The organism is Ignavibacteria bacterium, assembly GCA_013177855.1.
Lineage (GTDB): Bacteria > Bacteroidota > Ignavibacteria > Ch128b > Ch128b > Ch128b.
Genome location: JABLYA010000001.1, coordinates 1,541,983 through 1,555,582, shown reverse-complemented (window position 1 = coordinate 1,555,582; position 13,600 = coordinate 1,541,983). Strand labels below are relative to the sequence as shown.

The window sequence follows — 13,600 nt, the reverse complement described above, 5'->3', positions numbered from 1 at the left end:
TATTATTTGACTTTCCCGCGTCTTAATTGATCTAAAACTTTAAATGTTAAATCATAAGACGGATCTGAATACAAAACCACAACATCACCAGCTTTATCGAAAACAATTGTAACTTTTTCTTCTTTAGCAACTTTCTCAATTGCTTTGATGATGTTTTGTTTTATTGGTGTAAGTAATTCTTCTTGCTTCTGAGCAAAGTCACCCTGTTGTCCAAATCTTCTTTGACGGAAATTATAAATTTCCTGTTCGAGTTTCATTATCTCTTGTTGTTCTTTCAGCTTAACTTCATCACTCATCAGAGCTTCTTGTTTACGATAATTATCAATGCGTTCTTGATATTCGATTGAGAGACTATCAAGTTCGGCCTGCCATTTTTTAACGATTTCATTTAATTGATCTTGGGCTTTTTTGTATTCAGGGAGCTGACTCAAAATTATTTCTGAATCTACAACACCAATTTTAACTGCTGGTTGTTGTGCAAATAATAAATTTGATACAAGCAAAATCAAAGGTAAAATTAATTTTAACGCTTTCACTTTTAACCTCTTAATTTGTTTTTGTTTTACATTCCTCTACCAAATTGGAAGTGGAAGATCCATTGCGGATCGTAACCACTTACTGATTTTCTATCAAATCCATAACCGAAATCAAAGCCTATCATTCCAATTGGATTTATTAACACACGCGCACCGAATCCGACACTCCTCTTTAAATCAAATATATTAACATCTTTCATATCTCTCCAGACATTTCCAGCCTCTGCAAAAGCAAGAACATAGAGAGGCATAGGTTGAAGAGTTACAGCAAATCTTAATTCAAAAGTATTTCTCGAAAATATTTTACCGCCAATTACATTTCCATTAACATTTTTGGGTCCAATTGAACGGTCATCGTAACCTCGCAAAGGTTCAGTTGCAATAATTAAACCGCTCCCACCCATATAATAATATTCAAAAGGTTGAATTGGAGTATTTGGCACAAGTTCGTAGATAAAGCCGTAATAATTTCCTAAAAAGAGAGTAACTTTATTTGTACCAAATAATCTCCTATAAACTTCTAGGTTAATATCAGCTTTCAAATAATCTACATCGCCAGGAAGAAATGGACCACCGGATAAATCAAAATCAATTCCGAGATTACTTCCTGTGCTTGGGAAGATTGGGTTATCAATATCTTTTCTTCCAATTCCAAAAGTCAATGAATATTGTTTATACATTCCTTCGCGGTAATAACCACCGCCGCCTTTAACATCGTTCATATAATATCTAAAACTTCCATTAACCATAAAATAATCATCGGGCCAGGAAAGTCTTCTTCCAACTCTAACGCTCCCACCGTATTGTCTGAGCTCATAAATATAAATTTGTCTTGTATCGAAAACATCGAATCCAATTGAAGTAGGTGTATCCATAAACCAAGGCTCAGTGAAACCGAGCTGAAAGGTTCTGTAGTAATTTCCAATCCCAAATTGCCAGTTAAAGTTTAGAACTTGACCGCCGCCGAGCGTAAAAGGATGAGCAAGCGAAAAGTTTGTTAATGTGATTCCGACCGCACCGCTAAAACCCCAGCTCCCGCTGTAACCTACCGAAGCATTTAAGTAATCACTGGATTTTTCTTCAACTTTATAAGTTATATCGACTGTTGAATCGTTCGAAGGGAAATAATCAAGTCCTTCTTGATAAAGTTTTTCTGGATTAAAATACTGGAGATTTGCGAGTTGCTGCAAACTTCTCAAAAGCAAAGCACGATTGAAATAATCACCAGGTCTAGTAAACAATTCACGACGAATCACTTTATCCATCGTTTTATCGTTACCTTTAATTTCTACCTGACCAATTTTAAACTGATTTCTTTCTGCGATTTTGATAATGATATCGAGTGAATCTTCTGCAACTTTTACTTCTTCAGTTTTAAGAGAAAATCCAAGATAGCCATTATCAAAATAAAGCGAAGAAACATCGGTTTGTTGTTCATTCTGTCTCAGATTTCTTTCAAATTTTTCATAATCGAAAATATCACCTTTTTCGAATCCAAGTCTTTTGTTCAATACATCGGTTGAAAAAACGGTATTTCCAATCCATTGTATATTTCTGACTTTGTACTGGGGGCCTTCATAAAGATAAATATCAATGTAAAGATTTTTTTTGCTTTCGTCTGTATAAATAGAATCTTTTAATATCGTTATATCTTTATAGCCGTTCTTTTTATAAAATTTGACTAAAGCTTCTTTGTCTTTTTCGAAATTCTTTTTATCGAACTTTTCTTTTTTCCAGAAACGCCACCATCTTTTTTCAACAATCTCATCAAATTGGCTTAACAATTTACTTTTAGAGAAATTCTTATTGCCGTAGAAATTAATTTTCTTTACAAGAACAACATTCCCTTCGTCGATTTTAATTTTTAATAAAACTCGATTTTGAATTCTTTTGATAGTTTCTGCATCAGGTTTATCGCTCAGACTAATTTCTGTTGTGTATGTATCTTCGGGATCATACTTGTTTATCCAGTGAATCAAAAGTTTCTTCTTAGTTGTATCAACTTTCGAAAATTCAAGAAGTGATGCAGAAATTTCAGCATTCAACATTCCCTTTTCTTCGTAAAGACGAAGAATATTTCTTTTAAGTTTACTGATATCCTGTGGTTTTAATGTTTGTCCTTTTATTAATGTGACTTCTTTCTTTAGATCTTTCTCACTTATCTCATCATTGCCAACAAAAACGAAATCTTCAAGCCTTGGAAATTCCTGTACTTTGATGAGGATATAAATTCCATCACCAATTTGTCTTTCTTTAATGAGTTGAACATCGGAGAAAATATTCAGAGCAAGGATTCTTTTTATTGCATTTATTGTTGCATCACCAGGGACTTGAATTACATCACCAATTTTAAGTCCGCTCGATGCTATGATAACAGTCGGATCGGCAGTTACATTCCCCTCGACCGAAATTCCAAGAATTTTGTAGGTAGGCAAAACTTGTTGAGCGAATGTCTGATTGAATAATAGACAAATTAGAACGAAAAGAATCAAAAGATGAATTTTATTTTGTTTGCCTGAGTAGAAGAGCATTTTTTCCATATCCTTTTATCTGTTCACTGACTAAACCGAATTTTCTTTCTCTTTTCTGATAATCTTCAATCGCTTTATAAAGTTCTTTTCTCCTAAAATCTGGCCAGAGAGTTTCTGTTACATATAGTTCGGTGTACGCAATTTCCCATAATAGAAAATTGCTTACTCTCATCTCTCCGCTTGTTCTGATTAACAAATCTGGTTCGGGGAATTCTGCGGTTGAAAGATATTTTTTGAAAGTATTTTCATCGATTTCAGATTTTTTAATTTTTTTATGTGATATATCGTCAGCAATTTTTTTTGTGGCTTGAAGTATATCCCATCTTCCTGAGTAACTCAAAGCTAAAATTAAATTTAATCTTGTATTTTTCTCTGTCTTTTTGATAGCCTCTTTCAATTGCTTCTGGACAGCTTCAGGTAAACTTTCAAAATCTCCGATCATTCTTAATCGAATATTATTCTTATGAAGTTCATCGGTTTCTGTCTTTAAAGTTTTTAGTAATAATTTCATTAATGTTGAAACTTCTTCTTTGGGCCTTCTCCAGTTTTCAGTGGAAAAAGCGTAGAGTGTTAAATATTCAATTCCAAGTTCAGCACAGGCTTCGACTACATCACGGACAGATTTAACACCTTCAGAATGGCCTGCGACTCGAGGTAATCCTCTTTTTTTAGCCCATCTGCCATTACCATCCATGATAATGGCGATATGTCTTGGCAAATTTCCCCGATTTTTAAGCTTTTCTTGAAGTTTTTGATCCTCAGTTGATTGCACTATCGTAAACCATTCTCTTTATTTAATTGATTAAAGCAAAACAATTTACTAAGATTAAAACGAAAAAAAAATAAGAGCGATTAATGCATAAAATCTTCATTTTTTATCTTCTTTGTAAACCATTTACTCAAAAAAGTTTCAAGTTATACTTAAATTTTTTAATGTTTTCAGTCAGCTTAGACTTTGTCATCAGTTTCTTCTACTCCTTATTTGTCAAATGAAAAATAAAAGTCCTGAACGATTTTTTTATATTTGTTTAAACCACAACTAAAATTGGAGATATAACAATGACAATAGATGAAATTGTAAAACTTTTAGGCAATGAAGCAGATTATCTTCTAAAGCATGAATGCAAAACCGTTCCAAAAGATATGCTTCATCTTCCTGGACCTGATTTTGTTGACAGAATTTTTGTTCCTTCCGATAGAAATCCTCAGGTTCTAAGAAATCTTCAGCTTTTATTTAATACTGGCAGACTTGCAGGAACTGGTTACCTCTCAATTCTTCCAGTAGATCAGGGAATTGAACACTCTGCTGGCGCATCATTTGCCCCAAATCCAATTTACTTTGATCCTGAAAACATTGTAAAGCTCGCTATTGAAGGCGGGTGCAATGCTGTTGCATCAACTCTTGGCGTATTAGGATCAGTTGCAAGAAAATATGCTCATAAAATTCCTTTCATACTTAAAATAAATCACAACGAATTTTTGAGTTATCCAAATACTTACGACCAAATTTTATTCGCATCAGTTAAACAAGCTTTTGATCTCGGTGCTGTTGCAATTGGTGCGACAATTTATTTTGGTTCTGCTGAATCAAAGAGACAAATTCAGGAAATTTCACAAGCATTCCAGTATGCTCACGAACTTGGAATGGTTACAATTCTCTGGTGTTATTTGAGAAATTCTGCTTTCAAAGTTGGTGACAAAGATTATCATGTTGCAGCCGATTTAACCGGACAGGCAAATCATTTAGGTGCAACAATCGAAGCAGATATTATCAAACAAAAACTTCCAGAAACAAACGGCGGATATAACGCTCTAAAATTCGGGAAGACACACAAGAAAGTTTATGAGCAGTTAACAAGTGATCATCCAATTGATTTAACAAGATATCAAGTTGTAAATAACTATATGGGCCGAATTGGATTAATAAATTCTGGTGGTCCTTCTGGAGAGAATGATTTTGCTGAAGCCGTAAGAACTGCTGTCATTAACAAGCGAGCTGGTGGAATGGGATTGATTTCTGGCAGAAAAGCATTCCAGAAACCGATGAATGAAGGTGTGAAATTGCTGAACGCAATTCAAGATGTTTATCTCTGCAAAGATGTAACTGTTGCATAATTAGTTGAGTTCTTAAATGCGAAACGCCAGTTTTAATTTTTTAAGACTGGCGTTTTTTGTTTTAAATCTCAAGATTGGCAGTTGTATTTAAATTAAATAATCCAGAAAGATCACAGTAATTCAAATATAATGCAAGATTTTTTTATGAGCTCAAAACTGATTTGAATAAAATTCTTTAAATAGTTCTTACTTTTTCTTTCCTTTAATATTATTTTGAATGTAAAATCTGGTGGTTTCATATGGTAAAAAAAATTGAACACATAGGAATTGCTGTAAGAAATCTTGAGCAGGCAATTCCATTATTTGAAAAACTTTTGGAGACGAATTGTTATAAAATCGAAGAAGTGGAAGATCAAAAAGTCAGAACTGCATTTTTAAAAGTTGGTGAAACAAAAATTGAATTATTGGAAGCCACTTCTTCAGATAGTCCAATTGCAAAATTCATTGAAAAACGCGGCGAAGGAATACATCACATTGCTTTTGAAGTTGATGATTTGCAGAACAAATTAAATGAGCTTAAAGAGTTGAATTTCAGTCTTATTGACGAAAAACCAAGAATTGGTGCTGAAGATTTTTTAATTGCTTTCATTCATCCAAAATCAGTAAATGGTGTTTTAACAGAATTCTGTCAAACAAAAAAAGAGAATTAAACTCAGGGATAAAATCACAATGAAAAAATTTTTCTTTTTAACATTACTAATCACTCTAAAATTATCCGCCCAAAATCTTGATATTGAAAGTTATTACTTAAAAAACGGGATGAAAGTAATTCTTTCACCAAACAATGAAGTGCCGAGCATTTGTTTTCGAATTTTTTTCAAAGTTGGCGGGAAATATGAGTCACCTGGCACTACAGGTATTTCACACCTTTTTGAACATATGATGTTTAATGGCTCAGCAAAATATAAACCAGGTATGTTTGATAAAATTCTCGAAGAAAACGGCGGCTATTCAAACGGAAGCACCTGGAATGATTTCACTAATTACTGGGAAGAATTTAATTCAGACAAACTCGAGCTAATTTTAGATATGGAAGCGGACAGAATGAAAGCATTAAAACTAGATTCTGAAAATCTTGAACAAGAACGATACATTGTAATGGAAGAAAGAAGGTTAAGTGTTGATAATAATCCACAACAAAAAATGGAAGAAGAACTTTATGCAAATGCTTTTGTCTCTCACCTTTATCGTCAACCTGTTATTGGATGGATGAATGATTTGAAAAACATTACCTTAGATGATTGTAAATATTTTTATAAAACTTATTATTCGCCTAACAATTCTGTTCTAATTTTAACCGGCAATTTCAACAAAGCCCAAGCAAAAAAATTAATAGCCAGATATTTTGAAAAAATTCCAAAAGCAAAAATTCCTGCTTATAAAAAAATCACCGAACCAGATCAAAGCGGAGAAAAAATAATAACTCTTTATCAAGAAGTTGAATTGCCATCTTTGATGATAGGATATAAATCTTGCTCGATTAACGACAGCGATTTCTATGCAATGGATTTGTTAGCTAATATATTAAGCAAAGGTTTAAGTTCAAGATTCAACAAAGTTTTAAGTGAAGAAAAGAAATTAATAACTGAAGCTTACGCATATCAGGATCAAATGGAAGATCCAGGGCTTTTCAAAATTTATGCTCAGGCAAGAGGTGAAAAAGAATTCGAAAAACTTTTACCAGAGATTGAAAAAATTTTGGAAGATATCAAAACAAAAGGTGTGACGGCTAACGAAATTGAAAAAGCAAAAAACTCTAAAGTCCTTGAATACTTTGACTCATTCAAAACAAACGAAGCACTTTCCTTTGCTTTAGGATATTTTGAAACATTGACTGGAGATTACAATAATCTTTTCAAAGTTGTAGATAAATATGCTCAGGTAACCCCACAAGAAATTCAGAGAGTCGCTCAAAAATATTTTTCAAGTAGTTCAAGAACAATTATCATTTCAAAACCAAAAAGTGAAAAGCAATGAAAAAGATATTATTAACTCTGCTTCTAATTTGCATTTATACACTTAATGCTCAAACCGTTTCTGATTTTGAAATAAAAAATCTTGATAACGGATTAAAATATGTTATAGTCCCAAACAAAAAGCTTCCGCTTGTTCAAGTTAGAGTTATTTTCAACGGCGGAGCGCGTCTTGATCCGCAAAAGTATCAGGGATTGACTTACCTAACCGGGCAATTGCTTTTGAAAGGAACAACAAAACGAACTGCTCAGCAGATTGCGGAAGAATTTGAATTTCTTGGATCAACAATAAATATCTCTACAAATTACGATTACACTCTTGTATCAACTGAATTCTTAAAATACAATTTTCAAGATGGAATGAACATCTTAGCTGAAATTCTAACTTCACCGGCTTTTGATTCTAAAGAAATTGATAAAGAGAAAGATAAGTTAATTTCAGAATTAAAATCTTCTCTCGAAAATCCAACTTATGTTGCTAATCAATTTTTCAATAAATTTATTTTTAACGGACATCCTTACTCTCAATCAATTCGTGGAACTGTAAAACAGATTGATAATATCTCAGCGAGACAAATTCGCAATCACTACAAAACTTATTTCGTTCCAAACGAAACCACCATTCTTTTTTATGGAGATATCGATACTCAAGAGGCGGAACAACTTATAAAAAATTTATTTTCAAATTGGCAAAAAGGTGAAAAGATAAAATTAAATGATCAACCTATTCAAAAGCTTTCAAATTTAAAGTTAATCCTTGTAGATAAACCTGGATTAACACAGGCACAAATTCGTGTTGGTAACATTGGAATAAGTCAAAACAATCCTGACGAAATCCCAATATCAATCGTTAATACGATTTTAGGCGATGGATTTACATCCCGGCTTGTTGAAGAAATAAGAGTAAAGAGAAGCTTGACTTATGGAGCAAGAAGTTCATTTCAAATGCTGAAGCAAAGTGGGAAATTTTTAATATCTACATTTACTAAAAATCAAACAGTCGGCGAAGTTATTCAAATCATTCTTGATGAATTAAAAAAATTAAAAAAGTCCGGTGTTAGTGACTGGGAAATAAAAAAGGCTAAGAATTATCTAATTGGCGATCTTTCAAGAAATCTTCAATCCCCTGAAGGATTTGTGAATTCTTTAACTGAAATCATATTCTATAATAAAGACAAAGAATTATTGACAAACTTCTCTGAAAAAATTAAGAACACTTCTCAAGAAAAAATTCAGCAAGTTATAAGAGAATATTTCCCGGAAAATAATGTTTTGATTGTCGTAGTAGGTGATTCGAAAGAGATAAAATCTCAGCTGGAAAAATTCGTTGAAGTTCAGCAAATTAGTTATGAAATTTTAGTGGAGTGAGCAATGAGGAAGTTTATTCTTCTTTCGATTTTAATGGGTTCAATTCTCTACTCACAAAATGCGCAGCAATATTTACCGATTGAAGTTGGAAATGTGTGGGTTAATAATGTTTATCTGCTTGATTCACTTGGAAATCCGGTTGGTGAACCACAAGTAATTATTGATTCATCTGTGGCTTATCAAAACTTTTTAGGTAGACAAACTCTTTTTATTGTATCACGACCCGCCGGAGTTGAGATTGGAGATACAAATTGGGTTTCTGCTTCAACTCAAAGCATTTTCATTCATCAAAGAGATTTAGAAATCGATACATTAATAACTTTCAAATTGCCCGATTGGTTTGAATATTACAGATTTGGAACTTCGCTTGGCACTTTCTATCAAATTTATAGATTTGATACAACTCTAACGGTTCCACAGCTTGGAACACTTCCATTAAGATTTCTTATGCGCGGAGCAAGACTTGGTCTTGATACTGTTACAGTTCCAGCTGGATTTTTCAATGCTGTAAAATTTAGGACTGAAATTAAAGTTCAATATCTGGTTGCCCTGCCTCCACCGCTTCCACCGATTGGAATTGATATAGTCACAATTCCATTTAACGATTGGCTTGCTCAGGGAAGATATATCATTAAATCGATTCAGGAACCATTTTCAATTGATACTCTGAATTTATTTATTCCTGGTTCAATGCGTGAGCTTGTTGAATTCAAAACTCCAACATTAGTAGAAAATGAGAATAAAATTATCGAGAACTTTGAACTTTATCAGAATTATCCAAATCCTTTCAATGGTTCGACTATCATTCAGTTTAATTTAAAGAGAAACGAAAAAGTCAATCTCAAAATCTTCGATATACTCGGGCGAGAAATCACAACTTTTATTGATGGCGAATTAAAATCCGGATTGCATCAAGCTTATTTTGAAGCCGGAGAGTTTAATTTATCGTCTGGAATTTATTACTATAAATTGAAAACTGATTCGGGTATCAAAGTAAAAGCTATGGTTTACGCGAAGTAAATCATTTCAATTTTTTGAAATTCCTCTGTTTTTAGATTTCTTATTTTACTTTCAGCCCGAAAAGTAAAGCAAGCAATTTCCTTATTTTACTTTTGGTAAATAAGTCTCTTAAACCCACAAACTCAAGAACAATTATTATTTAAAATGAAAATTCCTCAAAGCTCTAATTGAACTTTGAGGAATTGGATGAATTAAATTTTGAATAATTTATCTTTTCTGCTTAACAATCGAGAATTTTAGAACCTTATCTCCAAATTTTGTTTTAATATGAGCGAGATAAATTCCATCGGCAACTTTCTTGCCATTCTCATTTCTTAAATCCCATTCGATAAATGGAGAAGTTATTGATGATTTATCATTTTCTGTCAAAGTTCTAACTAAATTGCCAGACAGTGTATAAATCTTTATAGTTACTTCTTCCGGCAAGTTTGAAAAAATTATTACACCGTTTCTGACTGCTCTAAAATCTTCCCATTCAAAGTATGGATTTGGAAACACATTAATCTTGCTTACCTGCGATTTCTTCTCCTCAAGAGTTAATTTATTCATTTTTGATTTTGATCTATAATAAAAAGTATCTCTTGAAGTAATTACATACGAGATTGGTATTGTTAAAATATCTCCAGGTTTATAAAATGTATCAACTGAAGTTCTTTCTAAACCAACTACAAGCAAAGCATCAAACCACGGAGATTTTGCCCGTGCAATCTGTTCAGGTGTAAAATTGGCTTCCGCCGGTGGATTCCATCCATTCAAATCTGCATAAACTTTCGTTCCCGTTGTTGGAAGATAACCAACATACTCCATTTGATTTCCAGAAGGATTGTAGGGTTGATTAAATATAATAATGTATTCTCGTGTTAAACTAATATTTGTACCGGGATCCCATTCACCATCAGGATTTCCACCTAAAGGTGCTCTTGCTTCTATAAAACCACAGGTAAGTTGTTTTTCTTCACCAAACCTATCATCTTTTATCCAGACTTGAAAAGGAACATCAACAAAATATTCACCTGGGTACCATATTCCTGATACCCCTTCAGTACTTGCGCCACTTAAGTATCTTGTTCCCAACGAATTTGAGACAAATCTGTAAGCTTTTTGAGATTTGCCAAAACGAATTTCAATTCTCCTTAATTTATCAAAAGTCGTTAAGGAGGATTTTTTTGTTCCCACATTACCCAATGGAAGAATATTATATGCAGAAACTCCTTTTACTTTTTCAGGACCTAAATAAAAAATACCCGAAATCTCGCTTCTAAAGTCACCAAACCATTTATTGTTTTCAGGTTTATAATTAACATTTTTAATTTCTGGTTCAACCCAGCTTATCTTTGGATACAACCCTTCAACAACAATTGGTCTATCATCTAAATTGAAATATACCTTTTGTGAGTCAAGCAATATTCTGTTCTTAGTTAAATTTTTTAATCGCCAGAACATTGAGTAATCTGTAGTAGATAGATCCTTAAAGAAACTTAATTGATATTCATCATCTGTCAATTGAGTATTATCTACTTCCTCAAAATAAATTTCACTCTCTGTTGTATTCAACTGAGCAGAAATAGGCGGGGACATCAAATTTAAAGGCATATTGAAATACTCACCAACTCTAAATTCGTACAGGTCTGAAATTTTCTCCCTTAGTCCAAAACTCTTTGTAATAACTAAATAACTTTTGGGTTTATCTTTGATCTGAACAACTCTGTTGAAGTTTTATTCAAATAAATTTTTCGAAGTGAAAAATAAAGTCTTTCCCCTTTCTTCAACTTTTTACCTGTAAATGGATTTTCGGTGAGAGAAACCAAAATATATCCTCTATTTGAATTTGAATAAATTACTGGGTCAAGTTGAGTGTAATTTGAGAAAACATTTTTAATCGTAATTCCATCGTCGTCCACAAAAAACAATCTTTCAATATCATTCTTAACATCAAAACCGGCAACTTTTTTTGAACGACTTGTATCTGGTCCATAATAAAGCTCAGGTGTTGAATGAGCCCACAACTCATAAGCTTCAAATTCGGTATTTATTAAAGTATCTCCAGCAGATGTAACCATAAAATCCTTAAATTGAAAATCATTCGCAGTTTGCCAGAATATATCCAATCTATCCTCAAAGCTTCTCATTTTTAATTCTGTTGTTGGCAATGTTTTTGTTTGAATAAAATTCATTTCATAAAACAACTTATTTAGTGCTGCGACTTTACGAGTTTCAATAAGACTATTGATGGGATCAGTTCCCCTTCCAATTGCATAAGCAACTATTACATCAACTGGTTTATTCTTCTCAAGTGTGAACCTGCCGACATTGAGAAAACCTCGGACATCAGAACTCCGAATATTAATCCATCCAACATTAGTAACAGGATCACCCGAAAACAAGAAATATGGATTGACTTGATTACAATTAACTCCGCCTACAACTGTTCCGTAATCAAAATTACAAGGATTGTATTTTAGACCAACCGGATTTAATCCTTGAATAATATTCCAGTACGCATATTCAGGAATTTCCACAATACCTGTGAATTGAGAGCTTGATGATGAAATATTTAAATTCAACGCACCGGGAATTTCTTGAACCTTATTTATTCCAATTAGCATTTTAGCTGAAGTAATAGGTGTATCACCCGAATCATAAATCCCATTACCATTTGCATCAACAAATGATACATTAGGGATGAAAGCATAAGGTCCCTGCAAAAGCTGTGACATAATAACAGGAGGATTATTTCCAAATTCAGCATCACTGCCATCATTATAACAATAATTCGATTGCAGCAAAGTATCAGTACCAAATAAATCATCAGTATAATTACCAAGATCATAATCGTTAACAAAGGAAAAAATAACGCTGTCGAGTTTATTTAAATCTGGAAATTCGTTAGTGCCTTTATAATTAATTCTATATCGAATAAAAACAGAATTAGCCAGCTTAGGAATTGTTTTATATGCCCATAAAGTTTGTTGAATTTCAATTCCTAATCGTGGTATTGATGTAAAGTGACGAATATTTTGCGGAACCCCATCATTATAAACGCACCATGCTGTGAAATCACCAATTAAATTTGGTTTATCTTCGTCTGCATCCCAGATGCCATTTCCATTTTTATCAACGGGGTTGTAAACACCATCATTATCACCGTCATAAAATTCTGCTCCTAATTCAACCGCATTTTTCCACTCCAGCCAGCTTTGAGAAAATGGTGGATCTGAACTTTGAACAATGTAAAGCTTAGCTTTTGGATCGTTTTTATCCATACCAACTTTTCCCGGAATATAATCTTCAACACGAGAGCTGGTGAATACTCCATTGATCCAAAAACGCTCAGATGGAGAACCAGCGTACATTAGTCCACCAATTAAGAACCCCCCAGAGAAAATAACCTGTTTGCCATCAAACTTAGCTTGAGGCTCATTTGACGAAATTACCACATCAGCCAGTATTCCATTGTTCGTAAAAGGTAATTCAAAACGGTCAAGTTTAAGATAGTAACTATCTGTCTGTAAAGATTTAATTTTCGCTGCTCTGTTTTTTTCGCTGCCAAAACCGGTGAAAATTAAAGAAGAGATGATTAAAAGAAGGGGGAGAAACTTTATGAGTTTAAGATTTTTATTCATTTTGAACTCCCGCTTTTGTTGAGTCAAGTTAAATTTTCTAAAAAACAAAATCAATAATTTGACTTTACATTTCATTAAAAGAACTGTTATTAGATTTCCCATTAAAATCTTTTATTGAATAACAAAACTATCTGCTAAATATTTCTCCCGAATTTTAATGCCCAAAACAAATTATATGTCTTGCTCAATGAAGTAAAAAAAGAATTTTGTTAAGTATAATGAAAATAGTAAACGAATTTCATTGCCGGATTTGATATAACTGGTGAGTTGAAATAAGAATGGAAATTCTTTGAGAAATATTAATCGAGAATAGTAATCATTAAATCGAAATAAATTACACTCGGTAACAAATTTTTAGGTTAAAAAGATTAAGCAGTAAGGCGCAGCAGAAAATAAAAATCATTGCATTCCGGAAATTTTTAGAGGAGCTGTAT

Annotated in this window: 10 protein-coding genes; 5 read left to right on the top strand and 5 right to left on the bottom strand. The window is 32.9% G+C overall.

Annotated features, from left to right (window positions below; translation table 11 throughout):
* Positions 1-2 precede the first annotated feature (2 nt).
* The 3 genes from HPY57_06460 to HPY57_06450 are packed head-to-tail and all read right to left on the bottom strand — an operon-like array spanning position 3 to position 3,842.
* Positions 3-518 carry an OmpH family outer membrane protein gene (locus HPY57_06460; protein ID NPV11414.1) on the bottom strand — a complete coding sequence of 172 codons (516 nt, stop codon included), beginning with the start codon at positions 516-518 and terminating at the stop codon, positions 3-5.
* A gap of 44 nt (positions 519-562) precedes the next feature.
* Positions 563-3,067, bottom strand: coding sequence for an outer membrane protein assembly factor BamA (gene bamA, locus HPY57_06455; protein NPV11413.1), 2,505 nt, complete (start codon positions 3,065-3,067; stop codon positions 563-565).
* Entirely contained in the window at positions 3,039-3,842 is an 804-nt protein-coding gene (locus tag HPY57_06450; protein ID NPV11412.1) for an isoprenyl transferase, read from the bottom strand. The genes bamA and HPY57_06450 overlap by 29 nt, the downstream gene beginning before the upstream one ends.
* 284 nt (positions 3,843-4,126) lie before the next feature.
* On the opposite strand from HPY57_06450, the gene HPY57_06445 reads away from it, so the two are divergent.
* From HPY57_06445 to HPY57_06425, 5 genes are all read left to right on the top strand, one after another.
* Positions 4,127-5,182: a class I fructose-bisphosphate aldolase gene (locus tag HPY57_06445; protein ID NPV11411.1), complete on the top strand. Its 1,056-nt coding sequence runs from the start codon at positions 4,127-4,129 to the stop codon at positions 5,180-5,182.
* 239 nt (positions 5,183-5,421) lie between these two features.
* On the top strand, positions 5,422-5,832 hold the full coding sequence (gene mce / locus HPY57_06440; protein ID NPV11410.1) for a methylmalonyl-CoA epimerase: 411 nt from the start codon (positions 5,422-5,424) through the stop codon (positions 5,830-5,832).
* A gap of 19 nt (positions 5,833-5,851) precedes the next feature.
* On the top strand, positions 5,852-7,159 hold the full coding sequence (locus HPY57_06435; protein ID NPV11409.1) for an insulinase family protein: 1,308 nt from the start codon (positions 5,852-5,854) through the stop codon (positions 7,157-7,159).
* Complete coding sequence (locus HPY57_06430) at positions 7,156-8,523, top strand: insulinase family protein (GenBank protein ID NPV11408.1); 1,368 nt, start codon at positions 7,156-7,158, stop codon at positions 8,521-8,523. Before HPY57_06435 ends, HPY57_06430 begins: the two co-directional genes overlap by 4 nt.
* A 3-nt stretch (positions 8,524-8,526) precedes the next feature.
* Entirely contained in the window at positions 8,527-9,543 is a 1,017-nt protein-coding gene (locus HPY57_06425; protein NPV11407.1) for a T9SS type A sorting domain-containing protein, read from the top strand.
* A gap of 207 nt (positions 9,544-9,750) precedes the next feature.
* Here the strand turns inward: HPY57_06425 and HPY57_06420 are convergent, their stop codons facing one another.
* The gene (locus HPY57_06420) at positions 9,751-11,136 is read right to left on the bottom strand and encodes a T9SS type A sorting domain-containing protein (protein ID NPV11406.1); all 1,386 of its coding nucleotides are present in this window, start codon (positions 11,134-11,136) and stop codon (positions 9,751-9,753) included.
* A gap of 74 nt (positions 11,137-11,210) precedes the next feature.
* Positions 11,211-13,166: a hypothetical protein gene (locus tag HPY57_06415; GenBank protein NPV11405.1), complete on the bottom strand. Its 1,956-nt coding sequence runs from the start codon at positions 13,164-13,166 to the stop codon at positions 11,211-11,213.
* Positions 13,167-13,600: the final 434 nt, after the last annotated feature.